Below are 16,887 nucleotides of genomic sequence, written 5' to 3'. Positions count from 1 at the left end.
GCCTGGCGGGATGCGGATGATCGTCCGGGGCGCCCGGCTGCTGCACGAGGAGGGCCTCCACGACGTGGAGGTCGCCGAGGACGGACGCATCGCGCGCGTCCTGCCGTACGACGACCAGAAGGAGCCGCCCGCCACGGGCGTGCTCATCGAGGCCCACGGCGGGCTGCTCAGCGCACCCTTCGTCGAGCCCCACATCCACCTCGACACCGCCCTGACCGCCGGGCAGCCGCGCCCGAACGCCTCCGGCACCCTCTGGGAGGGCATCGCCCGCTGGAGCGAGCGCAAGCGGACCCTGACCCGCGAGGACGTGATCGCGCGGGCCACCGAGGTGCTGCGCTGGCAGGCGGCCCAGGGCGTCCTGCACGTGCGCACGCACTGCGACGTCACCGACCCGTCCCTGACCGCCCTCGACGCCCTGCTGGAGGTCCGCGACCGGGTCCGGGACGTGATGACCCTCCAGATCACGGCCTTCCCGCAGGAGGGCATCGTCTCCTTCCCCGACGGCGCGGCACTGCTGCGCGAGGCCGTGGTGCGCGGAGCGGACGTCGTCGGCGCGATCCCCCACTTCGAGGACACCCGCGAGGACGGGATCGCCTCCCTGCGGACCGCCTTCGCGCTGGCCGAGGAGCACGGGCTGCGGGTCGATGCCCACTGCGACGAGATCGACGACGAACAGTCCCGCTTCGTGGAGGTGCTCGCCACCCTCGCCCTGCGCACGGGCCTGCGCGAGCGGGCCACCGCCTCCCACACGACGGCCATGGGCTCCTACAACGGCGCCTACAGCCTCAAACTCCAGCGGCTCCTGGCGCGTTCGGGCATCAACCTGGTCTCCAACCCCTTCGCCAACCTCAACCTCCAGGGCCGCTTCGACGCCTACCCCAAGCGGCGCGGCCTCACCCAGGTCAAGGAGATGCTTGCCGCCGGGGTCAACGTGGCCTTCGGGCACGACGACGTGATGGACCCCTGGAACGCGCTCGGCACCGCCAACCCCCTCCAGACCGCCCTCGTCGGCCTGTACGCCGCCCAGCTCACCGGGGCCGAGGAAGTCCCGCTCGCCTTCTCGATGGTGACGGAGCACGCGGCCCGCGTGCTCGGGCTGGGCCCGGACGAGTACGGCGTGACCGAGGGCGCGCCCGCCTCCTTCGTCCTCCTCCCCGCGCCGACCCCCGCGGAGGCGGTCCGCCGCCAGGTCCGCCCGCGGTACGTGGTCGCGCGCGGCACCGTCCTCGCCGAAACCCCGCCGGCACCGACCCGGCTGTGGTGGCCGGGGCAAGCCGGGCCGTCGGAGGTGGACTTCACCCTGCCCCTCTAAGGTGCGGTGCATGACGTGGACCCTTCACAACCTTGACTCCGGCACGGCCCGCCGCGCCTTCGAGATCGCCTCGGAGTACGCGGACCCCGCCCTGCTCAACCACTCCGTCCGCTCCTACGCCTTCGGCGCCGAGTACGCACGGCAGCACGGCCTCGTGTACGACGCCGAGCTCTTCTACGTCAGCGCCCTGCTCCACGACCTGGGCCTGACCGCGCCGTTCGACAGCCACACCCTCCCCTTCGAGGAGGCCGGCGGCCACGTGGCCCGCCTCTTCACGGCGGGCCTCGGCTGGGACCCGGCCCGCCGGGCCCGGGCGGAGGAGGTGATCGTGCTGCACATGCGCGACGACGTCACCGCCGCCGAGGACGTCGAGAGCCACCTCCTCCAGGTGGGCACGAGCGCGGACGTCTCGGGCCTGCGCGTCCCCGACTTCGACCCCGCCTTCCGCACCGCCCTGCTGGCGGCCCACCCCCGCCTCGGATTCGGCCCCTCCTTCCTGGCCCTGGTCGAGGACCAGGCGGCCCGCAAGCCCTCCTGCGCGGCGGCCGCCTACGTCGCGAGCGGCGCGGCGAAGCGGATCGCGGCGAACCCGCTCGACGCGTAGGCCGTGTCCTTCGGACCAGGCCGGGCCCGCGGCCCGGTCCGGGGCCGCGGGATCAGGCCGGCCGGGCGGCGGTCTGCGCCGGCTTCCGGCGCCGGTGCCCCACCGGCAGCTCGGCGGTGATCAGCGCGGCGACCGTCGCCAGGATCGCCACCGGCGTCATCCCCGGGCTGTCGACCAGCACCAGCGCCATCACCGCACTGCTGACCGGCAGCCGCAGCACGCTGGCCGCCCCCGCGGCCAGCCCCGCGGTCACGGCCGGCAGCACCCCCAGGCCCGGCAGCGGAGCCGCCAGCACCCCCGCCGCGCAGCCCAGGAAGAGGGCCGGGAAGACCGGGCCGCCGCGCAGGCTGCCGAGACACAGGGCGTACGCGACCGTCTTGCAGAGCAGGACGGCCACGAGCACCCCCACCGCCCAGGACTGCGGGCTCTCCACCAGCGGGGCCATCATGGCCTGCCCGGAGGAGGCCACCTCCGCCGGGGACCGGCCGGTGACCAGGGCGTAGACGGCCGCGCACGCCCCGGCGCCGAGCGCGCACAGCGCCGTACGGGCGACGGTCCGCCGGGTGACGTAGACCGCGACGCGCTTCCCCGCGCCCACCGTCAGGCGCAGCACCACCGCCAGGGCCACCGCCAGCAGCAGCCCCCAGCCCACGTCCGCCGCGTCCAGCCGGGGAACCGTCCCGGGGAACCTGACGGTCAGGCCGCCGGTCTTCAGCCCGGTCCACCGGCCGAACCCGGTGAACACCAGCGCCCCCAGCCCGCTGGAGAGCAGCGCGGGCAGCATGACGGCGACCAGCTGCGGGCCGCCCACCCCCACCACCTCGATCAGCAGCACGGCCGCGATCAGCGGGCTCCCGAAGATCGCGGAGATGGCCGCGGCCGCGCCCGCCACCCCCATCAGCACACTGGCCTGCGGGGTCCCCGGCCCGCGCGCCAGGTCCCGCAGCAGCAGCGCGAGCCCGCCGCCCAGAGCGATCAGCGGCGCCTCGGGACCCAGTACCGCACCGAACGGCAGGCTCGCTGCCGCGGCGAGCACCACCCCGGGCAGTGCCTTGGTCGACGTTCCGCCCATGGCCAGCCCGGCCGCCGGGACGTGCCCGCCCGCACCGGGCAGCCGGCCGGCCACCCAGCCCACGACGACGCCCGCGACCAGCAGCAGCGGCAGCGGCCACCACCACGGAGCGCCGGCCCACCCCAGTCCCTGCGGCAGGCTGTCCCACAGCAGGTGCTGCAGCTCGTGCAACCCCGCCAGGAACCAGAAGCACACCAGCGACACCGGGATGCCGATCAGCGCGCACAGCGCGAGCGTCTTGCGGTACTCGGGCGTCGTCAGCAGCCCCCGCAGCAGCTCCGCCTCCCCCGTCTGGGTCGCCATGGCCACTCCTTCCGGGCCGCCGGGACGGCCCGCTCCGCCGGAGCCGCCGCGCCCCACCCGCACCTCTGCACCGGCCGTCGGCCCCTCCGGGCATTGCAGCACCCCCGGACCCCACCCGCACCTCATGCGCGGCCACCCCGGTCGCCCGGGCACGTACGGGCACGCACAACAGCGAAGGGCCTGATCCACTGATGTGGATCAGGCCCTTCGCTGTCAAACACTGTCGGGGTGGCGGGATTTGAACCCACGACCTCTTCGTCCCGAAGCAGTGCAGGTAGGCGGCTGAGCAGGAGTCGGTGTGCCGTTGATCAGCGGCAACAGTCCGGTGGAGTCCGTCATCGTCCGCCGATGTGCGCCCCGGTTGTCACCCAGTTAGACACCCACCCTGGCCGTGTCCCTCCATGGTTGCGACGCCGTCCACTACCGGACGAAGGAGACAATCAGTACCGCCACCACCAGAACGCCGAACCAGAGAGGTATGCCGGTTTTCGTGTACCGACCTCGGCTATCCCTGGGCTGCGGTCGTCGACGCCTCGCCATCCTGCCTCCTCACCGCCCCGGGTGGGGCCTGAGCACAGGGTGTTGCAACGGCATGCGTGGTGGCAGGCGCACGGTGGGTCGCTGTGGGGGCACAGCAGGGGCGCGAACCTGCGACACCCGCTTTAAGGAGCTCTCCCCGCCCTGACCTGCGATGTCGGGGGGCCCTCACATGCTGCCATCAGGCCGCAAGCAGTCGAACCCCATCGTGCGACCGGACGTGGGGGGCCGTGCCGTCCAGGGCGTCAGCGACACGTACAGCGAAGACTTCCTTCATGGATTGCTCCACCTCGTCGGGCGTGAGCCAGCGGACCGCCGTCGATTCGTCGGACAGCTGCTCCACCCCGCCGACAGGCCGGCACCTGAAGACCAGAGCGATCACGCCGAGCGTGAGGTTCTTGTAGACCCCGGTGAGCCGCTCGACCTCGACGGCGATCCCAGTCTCTTCGGCCACCTCCCGCCGTACGCCCTCCTCAGGTCGCTCATCCCGTTCGAGGATGCCGCCCGGCGGCTCCCAAGCCCCGTTATCAGCGCGCCGGATCACGAGCACGCGCCCGTCATCCCGGATGACGATTCCAGCGACCGAGACGGAGTGCAGCGGCCTCTCGGCGGTAGCGTTAGTCATATACATGAGTCTAGGAGAATCAGCAGAGTATGCCTCTCTCGCCAGCACGTGACGCAGGGCGCCCGCGCTACCTCCAGATCGCGGACGACCTCAGCCAGCAGATTCAGGAAGCGCTTGGGGACCCCCAGGCCAGGCTCCGCCCCGGGGAGAAGGTGCCGAGTGAGTCCGAGCTCATGGAGCGGTATTCGGTCGCGCAGGGGACCGTCCGCAAGGCGATGACCGAGCTGCGGGTTCGCGGCCTGGTCGACACGCACCACGGACGCGGGTCGTTCGTTCGGAAGGCTCCGCCGGTTCAGAGGAAGTCCAGCGACCGGTTTCGCCGCTCGCACAGGCAGGCTGGCAAGGCCGCGTATCTGGCCGAGGCCGAGCAGTCGGGTTCGAAGCCCAGCGTCCGTGTCCTCTTCGTGGGCCAAACCGAGGCCCCGGCCGAGGTGGCCGCACGGCTTGGGCTGGAGCCGGGGGCGAAGGTGCTCGCGCGGCGTCGGCTGTACTACAGCGACGGCGTTCCCACGGAGGAGGCGACGTCCTACCTCCCGTGGGACCTTGCCGAGGACATCCCCCAGCTCAGGGAGGAGAACCCTGGGCCGGGTGGGATCTACGCGCGCATCGAGGAGCGCGGAGACCTGCTGGCGGAGTTTCGGGAGACGGTGCGGGTTCGTCTCGCCACCAAAGAAGAGCAGGGCTCGCTGAGCCTGAGCCCGGGCGCGCCCGTCATTCACCTGATGCGCGACGCTCAAATCAAGTCAGGTCGAGTCGTTGAGGTCTGCGACACGCTCATGAGTGCTGACCAGTTCGTTCTGGAGTACCGCATCCCCGCCGGAGACTGACAACTCGCCAGATTTGAGCCATGTGGCAAGGCGACCTCCCTCCGTGGCGCTTGACTCCTCTACAGGAGTACAGCACTCTCTTACTCGTAACTCCTGCACAGGAGTACATGACTGAAGGAGCTGTACAAGCCCTGACTTGGGCTGCTCTCCAACGCCTTACACGGCGCTCAGTCGCACAGGAGCCCCGCACTGGACGGGGGGAGGGTGCCGGCCCCTTGGCAGCCGGACGGCGGGTCTCTGCCTACCAACGGGAGCGCGCTCCCGTAAACGAGACATCCCATGCAAGTGATCAACCCATCCGCAGCGCTTTCTGCTGCGGCCGGTTGCCTCCTCCGCCCGTCCGGCACCCTTTGGCGTCGTACGGGCGGGGCTGAGGGGAGCCGGATTTCCGCTCCACCCCTTCCGATCTGGGAGAACCCATGAGCATCCGTGACGGGGAGGACCTCCCCGACCCGAGCACCGTGTCCGCCGGCGTGCTGGGCCGGATCCTGCGGGACCTGGCCGCCATCGCGGACGAACTGGCCGCCCCGGTGCTGACCGAGGAGCTGCGGCTCGCGCAGTACCGGCGGGTGGCCAACCTCGGTGAGTGGATCACCAAGGCGGCAGACAGCCTGCACTACGACCTGGACCGCCAGGTCAACCCCGACGAGTTCGGCGACGACGACTGACAGCCCGGCCTGCCGGCGTCTCTGCCCTGAAGAAGTGAAGCCCCCGGTGCTCGAACACCGGGGGCTTCGGTTCGGGCCCCGTTCCTGTCTGAGAGGAGCACGACCCAATGAAGCCCATCGTTGCACGTCACACCCCCGTTACCCCGCTTCCCGTCGACCTGGAGCCGACGGACTCGGAGCTGAAGGCCATCGAGTGGGAGCTGCCGCTGATCCTGGCGGAGCGCGACCTCCTCGACGTCGAGATCAGCGTCCTGGACCGGACGCCGTCCGAGCTGGACGAGAGGCGGATCCGCCGGGCCCGCCGCAAGATGCTCGCCGTCCGGCGGGCGCTGACCAACCAGGCCCTCGCGGTGAACATGCCGGGCGGTGCGGCATGACCCACATCGCACGCCTGACCAACTCGTTCATGGGCGAGTGGGAGCTGTTCGTCGTCACCGACGCCCCCATCCGGGACTGGCCGTTCCACGAGTTCGGCCGGACCGGCCCGGTCCCCACGCTCGCCGAACGGACGGCGGCCCTGACCGCTCTGGGCTACGAGCCGGCCGAGGGCGGTGAGTGGGTGTGGACGGAGAGTGAGAACAGCTTCGCGGGCCGCGTTGAGCTGACCGCCTCCCTCACGGTCCGCACCCTCGCCGCTGACAGGGCCGCCCAGTGAGTGCGGCCGGCAAGCCGCTCACGACGGCCCAGAGGGTGGTTCTTGGGGCGGCGTTCGTGCCGATGGTCGCCACCGGTGGGGCCGGGGGGTACGGCACCTTCACCAACATCTCGACCGCCTACGGGTCGGGTACGGCGGTGGGTGCGGTCGCGGCAGGCGAGGGCGCCACGGCGGTCCTGGCCCTGGTGCTCCTCGGCCTGACCATGCTGGGGCAGTCCTCGCCGCTGGTGATCCGCTCCGGGCTGTGGGCGCTTCCCGCCACCGCGTCGGCCATGTCCTCCATGGCCGCGAAGTCGCCGGGCGAGATCGTCATCTACACACTGACCCCAATGGGCATGACCGCGTCCGCCGAGGGAGCCGCGTTCCTGGCCCGGCGGATCGTGGTCCACCGCGACGGACGCGATGGGGAGGCGGAGCGCCGGGCGGCCGAGATCGTCCAGGCGCTGGCCTACCACCGCGCCCGATCCGCGCACCACCCGGAGGAGAAAGTCCGGCGGAAGTCGGAACTGAAGGCGTGGAAGCTGGCCCGCAAGGTCGGCACCGGCGACCTCGCCCTGGGCGATCGACTCCTGGACGTCCAGCGCGATCGGATCACCGCCGGAGCCGACTCGGCCCTGGTCGCCATGTTCGGCACCCCGGCCACACCGGCCCTCACCACCGGATCGACTCCTCCGGGCGCGATTGAATCGGGGCAGACCGACATATACCGGTCTACCTCTGACCGGGAGAAGTCGGACGACCCCGAGCCCGCTGTCCCCACCCTGCCGGCCGCTGAGGAACCCTCCCCGGTCGTGGGCGCAACTCCCGATCCGGTTCCGGCGGACGTCGATGCGGCGGTCGACTCAATCCGCCCCACCCTGGTGGTGGCGGCCGATCGACCGCGTGCGCGTCGGGCGACCGGTCGGGTCCCGCAGTCGGCCCGATCGACCGCCCCGACTCGATCGCGTGACGAACTCCTCGCCGAGGCAAGGTCGCTGACCGAGTCGTGGTCGATGAAGGACCTGACCGCCGATCGGCTCCGCAAGACGCTGCGGACCTCCCCGGCCAACGGCCGGATGCTCCGCGACACCCTGCGCGGTGAGCGGGAAGCGTCCGCCGCCGCCGAGGCGGCTGCGGTGGACATCACGTGAGCGCCATACCCGTCTACCTCTGGCGGCTGGCCCCTGAGGGGCTGGCCACCCGCCGGCAGCTGCGCGCGGCGGGGCTGCGGCCGGGCGGCCAGCCCGTCGTTGGTGAACTCCAGCGGCCCCGCTTCCGGCACGGGCCGCTGGTCGCCTACCTCTACCGCGTCGACCTGGCCGTACCGGTCCGCCCCATGACGCCCGCGAAACGCCGGGCCCTGGACCGGGCGAACACCGCCCGCCGCACCTGCCCCGCCTGCCACCGGGATGCCGGATACGTCATCCCCGTCCAGCTCGGCATGTGCGTGCCCTGCACCTACCCCGACACGAACGAACTCGCCGCCTGACCTGCCCGAAAGGGGCTCCCGTGTTCGCCGAGATCGCGTTCCTCCTCTACGTCGGGCACCTGCTGGCCGACTACCCGTTCCAGACCGACCACCAGGCCGCCCACAAGGCCCAGTGCGGCCGGCAGGGCTGGACCGCCAACATCACCCACGCCGCCACCCACCTCCTGACCTGCGGCGCCATGCTCGCCCTCGGCACGCTGCTGCTGGGCTGGAACCTCACGCTCCTGCCCGCCGTCGGCGCCCTGCTGTGGATCGGCGCCAGCCACGGGTTCATCGACCGCCGCTGGCCCATCGCCGCGTGGATGCGGATCGCCCGCCAGCAGGGCTGGGCCGCACACGGCGGAGCCGCCCACGTCGACCAGACCGCCCACGTCCTCGCCCTGACCCTCGCCGCCCTCTTCCTCGCCGCCTGACGCTTCGACCTGGGAGAACCCGTGAACCACCTGCCCGAACACCGGCCCGGCGGTGTTGTCCGCCTCCCGGACGGCACCCCCGTCTACGCCGATCAGCTTCCTGCCGCCTTGAGTGGGCCGCAGGTCGTGCATCAGCACATCCACCAGGCCCCGCCCGACCGGACCGTGCAGCGGATCGCGCTTGGCTCCGGCGTTGGTGCCGGCGCGGTCGCGGCCGGGGTCTACTTCGGCCCGCTCCTGATCGGCGCTCTGACCGCCATCGCCGCCAATCTGGCGTTCCTGGCCTTCCTCGCCCTGGTCCTGGGCTGGGGCGTCCACACGGTCGTGAAGTCCGTGGGCGGCCCGGAGGGCACGCAGGCCGCGAAGAACGTCCGCAAGACCGTCGGCCGCCGCTGGCGCGGCTGACGGCTGCCCGATCCACCCGGCCCCGACGGCCGGGTGGTGAGGGGAGCCGGACAGCCCGGCCTCCAGAACGGAGCCCCACGATGGCGAAGGACCCGAACTTCACCGCGCGTGAGATCGCCCAGATCGGCTGGTACACGGCCCGGATGGCCAAGCGCGGTATCGCCGGAGAGAACGTCCACATCGGCGACCTGACCCGCAAGGTCGACCGGATCATCGACGGCGCCCGCGAGCGCGAGGCCCGCGAGGCCGCCGAAGCGGCGGAGGCCGAGAAGGCCGCCCGCAAGGCCAAGTACCGCAAGTAGCGGTGCCCCGGAGCGGCCGTCCCGGCCAAGGAAACCGCGCCGCTCCGGGGCCCCACTCATCCGCCATTCAGCGAGAGCAGGAGTCCCCAGCATGACCGATTCCCCGACCCCGCACCTGCGGGCCGTCCCGGACGACGACGGCGAGCCGGTGATCCCGAAGATGGTCGACAACCCGAACCTGCCCGACCCCAAGGTCCGCAACGAGAAGCGCAAGCCCGTCCTCGCCGGATGGCTGACCAACCGGCGTGACTTCGCCGCCACCGCCAAGCACGCCGCCGCGAACCTCGGCTACGCCGCCCTCTTCCACGGGGTGCGCCTGCCCGTCTACGCGGGCCGTCTGGCGCTGATGTCGCCGCGGGGAGCGTGCCGGTTCATTGCCTCCACCAACCGGTGGGTGTGGGACCGCGAAGCGGCCCCGCTGCGGGACTTCGCCGTCCGCACCGAGGACGTCGACGAGTACATGCGCCTGGCCAAGCTCCGCCAGAGCCGCGTCGCGCTGCGCGGGATGGTCACCCTGGTCACCGCCGTGTTCGGGCTCGGGTTCGCCCTGTGGCTGTACGTCCTGGCGCCCGCCTACCTGTACGCGTTCGCCGCCGGCGGGGTCCTCCTGCTGGGGCTGGCCGGGCAGCAGCCCGACGCCCCGGTGATCGGCCCGGCCGTGCTGAAAACCGAGCTGCAGAAGATGACCGGCTCGATCGTCCTGCGGGGGCTGGACAGCATCGGCAACGCGAAGATCTCCGCCGCCATCAAGAAGGGCGGGGACATGAACGGCCTGCGGTTCACCTCGGAGATCGTGAGGGACGGGCCCGGCTACCGCGCCGACCTCGACCTCCCGTACGGCGTGACCCCCGAGGACATCATGGAGGCCCGCAAGCCCCTCGCCTCGGGCCTCCGCCGCAAGGTCGGCTGCGTCTGGCCGTCCCCGGACCCCTCCGAGCACGAGGGACGGCTGATCCTGTGGGTCGGGGACAAGCCGATGAACGAGACCACCAAACCGGCCTGGCCGCTCCTGAAGTCCGGGCAGGTCGACCTGTTCAAGCCCGTCGTGTTCGGCAACGACCAGCGCATGCGCGACGTGACCGTCACGCTCATGTTCGCCTCCGTGGTCGTCGGCTCCATCCCCCGCATGGGCAAGACGTTCCTGATGCGGCTGTTCCTGCTGATCGCCTCCCTTGACCGGCGTGCCGAACTGCACGCGTTCGACTTCAAGGGCACCGGCGACTTCTCCGCCCTGGAGCCGGTCTCCCACCGCTACCGGGCCGGCGAGGAGGACGAGGACGTCGAGTACGTCGTCCAGGCCCTCCGGGAGCTGAAAGACGAACTGCGGCGCCGGGCGAAGGTCATCAAGTCCCTGCCCCGTTCGCGGTGCCCGGAGTCGAAGGTCACCCCGGAGCTGGCCAGCGACAGCACGCTGGGCCTGCACCCGATCGTCGTCGCCCTGGACGAGTGCCAGGTGGCGTTCGAGCACGAGAAGTACGGGGCGGAGATCGAAGAGATCTGCACCGACATCACCAAGCGCGGACCCGCCCTGGGCATGGTCGGCATGTTCGGCACCCAGCGCCCCGACGCCAAGTCCCTGCCCACCGGCATCAGCGCGAACGCGGTCCTGCGGTTCGCGCTGAAGGTCATGGCCCAGCCTGCCAACGACATGATCCTGGGCACCTCGATGTACAGGGCCGGGTACCGGGCGACGATGTTCTCCCGCTCCGACCGGGGCATCTGCTGGATGGCCGGTGAAGGAGATGAGCCGCGGATCGTCGCCTCGGCGTTCGTGGACGCGGTGGGCGCCGAACAGGTCGTGGCCCGCGCCCGCAAGATGCGCGACGAGTACGGCAACGTCACCGGCCACGCCATCGGCAAGGGCCCCGAGACCACGGCCGGCCTCGACATCCTCGCCGACGCCCTCGCGGTCATGGGCGCCGACGAGGACGCCCTGTGGTGCGAGCGGATCGCCACCCGCCTCACCGCCCTGCGCCCCGACGCGTACGCGGGCTGGAAGGGCGAGAACGTCACCGCCGCCCTCAAGCCCTGGGGCATCAAGCCCGGACAGGTCTGGGGCCAGGACGAGAACGGGGAGGGCAAGAACCGGCGCGGCGTCAAGCGCGCCGACGTCACCGCCGCCATCACTCGCCGTAACGCCGACCGGGCCGCCGCCTGACCCCTAGAACGCCTGCTAGACCTAGCAGCCGCTCCTGCTAGGTCTAGCACCCCCGCTAGCATCCCAACAGGCCTCTGAACTGGGAACTAGCGTCTAGCGGCCTGCCCGCGAAAAGGCCCGGAAACCGCCCCAGCCATGGGAGGACACCCGCATGCTCATCGCTAGCACCCTCATCCTGGCCACCCTCGCCGCCTACACGCTGTTGTGCATGGCCAGCCCCTTCGGGACCTGCCGCAAGTGCGACGGCGCCGGCGCCAAGCTCACCCTCAACCACGCCGGGAAGCTCAAGAAGGTCAAGCCCTGCCGCCGCTGCAAGGGCCACGGCAAGCGCCTGCGCGTCGGGCGCCGCCTCCACAACCACAGCCGCCAAATCCACCGCGCCGGCACCCGCTGACCCCGGCAGCACGACGCCGGTGGCCGCCCGCCATGAGACGGACCCCGCTCCAGTGGAGGAGCTAGGCGGACGCGGCCACCGGCAACACCCCGAGCTTGTCAGCACCCCAGGCCCGAGCAGTCTCCCCGCCACCCCACGCGCCGTCAAAGGAGATCCCGGCATGGTCATCACGGTCTCGCTCGTCGCGCTCTTCGGACTCGTCCTGTTCTTCCTCCTGCGCTCCCGCAGCCTCGGCCCCGGCAGCGCGTTCGTCGCCGCCGGATTCGGATTCTTCCTCGCCTCCACCGGCGCCGCCGGCCCCATCAACGAGATGGCCGCCGCCATCGTCCACGCCATCCCCAAACTCTGATGGACGCGGTCCCGCTCCTGGACTGGGGCGAGAGCAGCCACTTCGACGCCCGCAGCACCCGGCCCTGTTGCCTGTGCGGCAAGCCGACCCCGATGCGCTCCCACGCCGGAGAGGCCATCCACAAGGTGTGCGCGGAGGAGTGGAACGCCACCCACCCCGACGAGCCCCGCCGCTACACCCCGCCCGCCCCCGGCCGACCCCAGCACGACGTCGGCACCTGGCGCTTCCACAACGACGGTCCCACCGTCGAGACCTTGCGGCGACCGGCCGCCATCACCCGCGATGCTCCCCGACGCCCCGCACCCGTCAGGGCTGGAGAGCAGGACGGCCTGTTCGCCGCCTGATCAGCGCGAAAGGGCGGCCCCCGTCTCGCCAAAGTCCGGGGCCGCCCTCATCCAGCACGCTCAAACGACTGGAGGCATCCAGCATGACCCAAGCCACCCCCGCCCCGCTACAGACCGCGCTGCGGCTGGCCGGGCTCGGGCTCCCCGTCCTGCCCCTGCGTCAGGACAAGACCCCCGTTGGCAACTGCCCGGCGTGTGCGGGCTCGGCGTGCGGGGACCGGCCCCACATGAAGGCTGCCGGTCCGTGCCAGTGCCCCGCGCCCTGCCACGGCTGGGCCGCCGCCACGACCGATCCGGCCGTCCTCACCTCCCCGGCCTGGGCTCGTGCCTGGCAGCGCGCCGGTGGCGTCGCCTACCACCCCGGCGGTGCCGGGCTCACCGTCGTGGACCTCGACACCCCGGGCGCCGTCGCCTGGGCCCGTCAGGCCCTCCCCGCGACCACGACCGTGGCCACCACGCGGGGCGAGCACTGGATCTACCAGGGCACCATGCGGTCCGTGAACGGCGTCCGCGAGGGCGTCGACCTGAAGTCCGCGATGTCCTACGCCCGGTGGCGCGGCCCCGGCAGCGGCCCCATGAGCCCCCTGCCGGAGACCGTGCGCGCGCTGGCCGTCAAGGACCCTGCTCCGGCCCGGCCCGCGCTGTGCGCCGCCGTGCCCGCGCCGGCCGGGGGCGGGGAATGCCGCCACCGCTCGCCTGCCTACCTGGAACGCGGCATCACCATGGCCGAGCAGCGCATCACCACCGCCAGCAGCGCCATCCACCACACGGTCTACCGGACGTTCCTCGCGGTCCTCTCCGCGCACGGCCGGTGCGGCTGCCTGACCGAGGCGCACGTCGAGCGGCTGTTCATCGCCGCGCAGACCAAAGGGGAGTCCCTGCGGCACTGCACCACGGCCTGGACGAACGCACGCAGCGCATTGGGGGTGTAGCCGTGCCCGAGGATGAGAAGACCCCGGCCCGCGAGATCATCACCGACTATGCCCAACAGCACTTCCGGTACTTCCGCACCACCGAGGGCACCGTGTACGCGCAGCGCAACGGTCACCCCGTGGCCCGGCCGATCCGCTCACAGGGCACCACCGGCAGCCACCGGCAGGAGCTCATGGTGGGCCTGTTCAACGACGGGCTCGGCGTGTTCAACGGCACCGCCCTGAAGGAAGCGCTTGACTTGATCGAGGCACTCGCGCTCAGCCAGGAAGTGCAGCCCACCAATATCCGGGTGGCGCCGGGGTTCGACGGGGCGACGTGGCTGGACCTGGGCCGCGACGACGGCCGATCGGTCCGCATCCACCCCACTGGCTGGGACATTCGCATCCCCGACCCGCGTGAGGTGTGCTGGCGGCGTACCCAGCTCACCGGGGAACTCCCGCTTCCCGAGAAGGACACCGAGGGCAAGGGCATCGACTCTCTGCTGAGGCTGTGCAACTTCGCCAACGCCGAGAGCGAGTGCCTGGCCATCGCGTGGCTCGTCGGCTGCCTGGAGCCCTCCGTCCCCGTACCGGCGCCGTTCCTCACCGGCCCCCAGGGCGCCGGCAAGTCCACCGGCGGCCGGATGCTGGTGCGGATCATCGAGGGCATGACCGGTGACCTGCGCCGGGCGCCGAAGGACGAGGAGAACCTGATCACCGCCGTGGCCGCCGGATGGGTCACCGCCCTGGACAACCTCTCCCACCTGCCCCCTGACCTGTCCGACCTGATGTGCTGCATCGTCACCGGCGCCGAGAGCATCAAGCGCGCCCTGTTCAGCGACGGCGACGTCTACCGCTCCCGCTACCGCCGCCCCCTCCTGCTGACCGGCATCGACGTGGGCGTCATCCGCCCCGACCTCGCCGAACGCCTCCTGCCCCTGCGGCTGGAGCGCCCCAATGTGCGGCGGACCGAGGCGGAGCTGTGGACGGAGTACGCGCAGGCCCTGCCTGCCATCCTCGGCTCGCTGCTGGACCTCGCCGTCAAGGTGCGGGCCACCGGAGCCGACATCCCCACCGACCTGCGCATGGCCGACTTCGCTCACCTCTGTGCCCAGCTCGACGCGGCCACGGGTCTCGCCTCGCTGACCGCCTACCGGGCCAGCCTCGACGACCTCAACGATGACGTCATCGAAGGAGACCTGCTGGCCCAGACCGTCCTCAAGCACGCCGCCGGCATCGACCCCGGCGCGGAGATTCGGATGACGTCCGCCGAGTGGCTGCACGCCCTCACCCAGCTCTACACGGGCGAGGACTGCCGTCCCTTGCCCAAGGGCTGGCCCACCACCGGCAAGGTCCTCTCCGACCGCCTCAAGCGGCTTCAGCCCACCCTCGCCGCACGCGGGGTGCTCATCGACTGGGGCCGGACCAAGACCGCCCGCTACATCGAACTGACCCGCCCCGCCGCCAGGCCGCCGGACCCGATGTTCTGACCCTGCGGCGCCACGGCGGGAACGGCACAAGCAAGAGGAGCACGCGGCCCCGCCGAGGCGTGCTCCTCTTGCAGTTCCGGCGGAACGCCGGCCCAAAGGACGTGCCGCGCAGCGGCTCCGCCTTTCGCGCTTTGAGCCGCGCACAACAACAGACACCCCCCTTTTTTTTCCTAAGAGAAGAGACGCTGCGTCACCCGCGTCACCACGGCCCCACAAACGGCGCGTGACCTGCGCATACACGGGTGACGCAGATGGCCCACGGCTGCGTCATCTTGCGTCACCTGCGTCACCGGGGCGCGTCACCCGATGACGCGGTGACGCAGACCGGTGACACACGACCACACACAGCGTCACCGAAATCCGCAGGTCAGGCACCTGAATGACGCGAATGACGCGGTGACGCAGAAATCCCAGCCTCGGACACATGCGAGCCCCAGCGCGCTGCTGGCTCGGCTCGTAGCCCCCCGCCATCAACGCCCGCCGCCCTCACGCCTCGGAGGAGTCTCAGTGAGCGCCACGACCACGCCGCCCCTGGAACCCGTCCTGTTCAAGGTCGCCGACGCCACACGCGTTCTGAGCTTGAGCCGCTCCGTCGTCTACGAGCTGATCCGCTCGGGGCGCCTCCGCACCGTCAACGAGGGCCGGGCCCGGCTCATCACCCGATCCGCCATCAATGAGTACGTCGCGCTGCTGGAGCGCGAGGCAGGAGAGAACAAGTGACCAAGCGCCGCAGCAGGGGAGACGGCGGTCTCCACTGGGACGAGTCCCGGCAGCGGTGGATCGCCACCGTGACCCTCGGGTTCGACGCGAGCGGGAAGCGCGTTGTGCGGAAGGGGAGTGGCAAGACCAAGACCGAGGCCAAGGCCAAGCTCAAGGAGGTCTTGCGCGATCACGAGGACGGTCTTGCCATCGCGCCGACCAACTACACGGTGGAGAACGCCGTGAACGACTGGCTCATGTACGGGCTGGCCGGCCGCGACGCCAACACTGTGGCCACGTGCACGTCCCTCAGCAGGACCCACGTCATCCCCGCGCTCGGCGCCCGGAAGCTCCGGGAGCTGAGCGGCGAGGACGTCGACAAGTGGCTCGCCGCGAAGGCCAAGACCCACAGCACCCGCACCCTTCAGGCGATGCACTCGTGCCTGAACCGAGCCGTGAAGAGGGCCATGGTCCGGGACAAGGTGAAGCGGAACATCGTGGAGCTGTGCGCGATCCCCACCGGCCAGCCCGGACGGCCGTCGAAGGCACTCAAGCTCGCCCAGGCTGAGGCGGTGCTCCGGGCCGCCGAGGGAACGTCGGCGCACGCGTACATCGTGGTGGCGCTGCTCACGGGGGCCCGGACGGAGGAGATGCGGGCCCTCACCTGGGATCACGTCTTCCTGAAGGGGGACCTTGACGCGGTGCCGCCCGTCCCGCCGCACATCGCGGTGTGGCGATCGGTCCGCTCCACGGGGGACACCAAGACCAGGAAGTCCCGCCGGACGATCGCCCTGCCGGCGCGGTGCGTGGACGCGCTGTGGCGGCAGTTCGAGGAGCAGGGTTGGGACCGGCTGGCCGCCGGTGATCAGTGGACGGAGAAGGGGCTCGTCTTCTCCTCCGCGACGGGGACGGAGCTGGACTCGACCAACGTCCGTCGGGCCTTCCGGCAGGCGATCACCGGGGCCGAGGGGATCGACGCGAAGGATTGGACGCCCCGGGAGCTGCGGCACAGCTTTGTGTCGCTGCTCTCTGACAAGGGGGTCCCGCTCGAAGAGATCTCCCGACTCGTCGGGCACTCCGGAACGGCCGTCACGGAGGCGGTCTACCGGAAGCAGATCCGGCCCGTGATCCAGACCGGGGCGACGGCCATGGATGAGATCTTCAAGGCCGTTCAGAACCCGTAGTCACTCAGTTAGTCACTCAACAGAAGCAGGTCAGCCACCTACCGAATTCGGTAGGTGGCTGACCTGGTCTTACTCTGTCGGGGTGGCGGGATTTGAACCCACGACCTCTTCGTCCCGAACGAAGCGCGCTGCCAAGCTGCGCTACACCCCGATCGCCGCCCTGGCGT

General features: G+C 71.3%; 21 protein-coding genes and 1 tRNA gene. 19 read left to right on the top strand and 3 right to left on the bottom strand.

What is annotated here, in order from left to right; translation table 11 throughout:
• Window positions 1-10 precede the first annotated feature (10 nt).
• Together codA and AB0469_RS04375 are read left to right on the top strand one after the other, a co-directional pair.
• A complete protein-coding gene (gene codA, locus AB0469_RS04380) occupies window positions 11-1,312 on the top strand; it encodes a cytosine deaminase (protein ID WP_366449799.1) in 1,302 nt (433 codons plus the stop codon).
• A 10-nt stretch (window positions 1,313-1,322) separates the two neighbouring features.
• On the top strand, window positions 1,323-1,916 hold the full coding sequence (locus AB0469_RS04375) for an HD domain-containing protein (RefSeq protein ID WP_366449797.1): 594 nt from the start codon (window positions 1,323-1,325) through the stop codon (window positions 1,914-1,916).
• Between the two features lie 52 nt (window positions 1,917-1,968).
• Here the strand turns inward: AB0469_RS04375 and AB0469_RS04370 are convergent, their stop codons facing one another.
• Both AB0469_RS04370 and AB0469_RS04365 read right to left on the bottom strand, forming a co-directional pair.
• Entirely contained in the window at window positions 1,969-3,291 is a 1,323-nt protein-coding gene (locus tag AB0469_RS04370) for a chloride channel protein (RefSeq protein ID WP_366449796.1), read from the bottom strand.
• A 718-nt stretch (window positions 3,292-4,009) separates the two neighbouring features.
• Window positions 4,010-4,453, bottom strand: coding sequence for an NUDIX domain-containing protein (locus tag AB0469_RS04365; RefSeq protein ID WP_366449795.1), 444 nt, complete (start codon window positions 4,451-4,453; stop codon window positions 4,010-4,012).
• Window positions 4,454-4,482: 29 nt separating this feature from the next.
• Here AB0469_RS04365 and AB0469_RS04360 point away from each other — a divergent pair, with 29 nt between their 5' ends.
• The 17 genes from AB0469_RS04360 (at window position 4,483) to AB0469_RS04280 (ending at window position 16,720) form a co-directional block, all read left to right on the top strand.
• Window positions 4,483-5,280: a GntR family transcriptional regulator gene (locus AB0469_RS04360; RefSeq protein ID WP_366449794.1), complete on the top strand. Its 798-nt coding sequence runs from the start codon at window positions 4,483-4,485 to the stop codon at window positions 5,278-5,280.
• Between the two features lie 419 nt (window positions 5,281-5,699).
• On the top strand, window positions 5,700-5,948 hold the full coding sequence (locus tag AB0469_RS04355) for a hypothetical protein (protein WP_366449793.1): 249 nt from the start codon (window positions 5,700-5,702) through the stop codon (window positions 5,946-5,948).
• A gap of 107 nt (window positions 5,949-6,055) precedes the next feature.
• Window positions 6,056-6,325, top strand: coding sequence for a DUF6284 family protein (locus AB0469_RS04350; protein ID WP_366449792.1), 270 nt, complete (start codon window positions 6,056-6,058; stop codon window positions 6,323-6,325).
• Window positions 6,322-6,603, top strand: a complete 282-nt coding sequence (locus AB0469_RS04345) for a DUF6303 family protein (protein ID WP_366449791.1) — start codon at window positions 6,322-6,324, stop codon at window positions 6,601-6,603. The genes AB0469_RS04350 and AB0469_RS04345 overlap by 4 nt, the downstream gene beginning before the upstream one ends.
• Before the next feature lie 62 nt (window positions 6,604-6,665).
• The gene (locus AB0469_RS04340) at window positions 6,666-7,733 is read left to right on the top strand and encodes a conjugal transfer protein (protein WP_366449790.1); all 1,068 of its coding nucleotides are present in this window, start codon (window positions 6,666-6,668) and stop codon (window positions 7,731-7,733) included.
• A complete protein-coding gene (locus AB0469_RS04335; RefSeq protein WP_366449789.1) occupies window positions 7,730-8,071 on the top strand; it encodes an RRQRL motif-containing zinc-binding protein in 342 nt (113 codons plus the stop codon). Before AB0469_RS04340 ends, AB0469_RS04335 begins: the two co-directional genes overlap by 4 nt.
• Window positions 8,072-8,091: 20 nt before the next feature.
• Window positions 8,092-8,484 carry a DUF3307 domain-containing protein gene (locus AB0469_RS04330; protein WP_366449788.1) on the top strand — a complete coding sequence of 131 codons (393 nt, stop codon included), beginning with the start codon at window positions 8,092-8,094 and terminating at the stop codon, window positions 8,482-8,484.
• Between the two features lie 21 nt (window positions 8,485-8,505).
• Complete coding sequence (locus AB0469_RS04325) at window positions 8,506-8,889, top strand: DUF6251 family protein (RefSeq protein WP_366449787.1); 384 nt, start codon at window positions 8,506-8,508, stop codon at window positions 8,887-8,889.
• Between the two features lie 80 nt (window positions 8,890-8,969).
• Complete coding sequence (locus AB0469_RS04320; RefSeq protein ID WP_366449786.1) at window positions 8,970-9,191, top strand: DUF6257 family protein; 222 nt, start codon at window positions 8,970-8,972, stop codon at window positions 9,189-9,191.
• A 91-nt stretch (window positions 9,192-9,282) separates the two neighbouring features.
• Entirely contained in the window at window positions 9,283-11,349 is a 2,067-nt protein-coding gene (locus tag AB0469_RS04315) for a cell division protein FtsK (protein WP_366449785.1), read from the top strand.
• 151 nt (window positions 11,350-11,500) lie between these two features.
• Complete coding sequence (locus AB0469_RS04310) at window positions 11,501-11,743, top strand: hypothetical protein (protein ID WP_366449784.1); 243 nt, start codon at window positions 11,501-11,503, stop codon at window positions 11,741-11,743.
• Window positions 11,744-11,903: 160 nt separating this feature from the next.
• A complete protein-coding gene (locus AB0469_RS04305) occupies window positions 11,904-12,092 on the top strand; it encodes a hypothetical protein (protein ID WP_366449783.1) in 189 nt (62 codons plus the stop codon).
• Entirely contained in the window at window positions 12,092-12,436 is a 345-nt protein-coding gene (locus tag AB0469_RS04300; protein ID WP_366449782.1) for a hypothetical protein, read from the top strand. Before AB0469_RS04305 ends, AB0469_RS04300 begins: the two co-directional genes overlap by 1 nt.
• Before the next feature lie 83 nt (window positions 12,437-12,519).
• Complete coding sequence (locus AB0469_RS04295) at window positions 12,520-13,368, top strand: bifunctional DNA primase/polymerase (RefSeq protein WP_366449781.1); 849 nt, start codon at window positions 12,520-12,522, stop codon at window positions 13,366-13,368.
• 2 nt (window positions 13,369-13,370) lie between these two features.
• Window positions 13,371-14,837, top strand: a complete 1,467-nt coding sequence (locus AB0469_RS04290; protein ID WP_366449780.1) for an ATP-binding protein — start codon at window positions 13,371-13,373, stop codon at window positions 14,835-14,837.
• Between the two features lie 507 nt (window positions 14,838-15,344).
• On the top strand, window positions 15,345-15,557 hold the full coding sequence (locus AB0469_RS04285; protein WP_366449779.1) for a helix-turn-helix domain-containing protein: 213 nt from the start codon (window positions 15,345-15,347) through the stop codon (window positions 15,555-15,557).
• Window positions 15,554-16,720, top strand: a complete 1,167-nt coding sequence (locus tag AB0469_RS04280) for a site-specific integrase (RefSeq protein WP_366449778.1) — start codon at window positions 15,554-15,556, stop codon at window positions 16,718-16,720. Before AB0469_RS04285 ends, AB0469_RS04280 begins: the two co-directional genes overlap by 4 nt.
• 77 nt (window positions 16,721-16,797) lie before the next feature.
• On the opposite strand, the gene AB0469_RS04275 is transcribed toward AB0469_RS04280, so the two are convergent.
• Window positions 16,798-16,871 (bottom strand) — tRNA-Pro (locus tag AB0469_RS04275).
• Window positions 16,872-16,887 lie beyond the last annotated feature (16 nt).

It is taken from the genome of Streptomyces sp. NPDC093801 (assembly GCF_040701585.1).
Lineage (GTDB): Bacteria > Actinomycetota > Actinomycetes > Streptomycetales > Streptomycetaceae > Streptomyces.
This window is presented reverse-complemented; position numbering and strand designations above follow the sequence as displayed.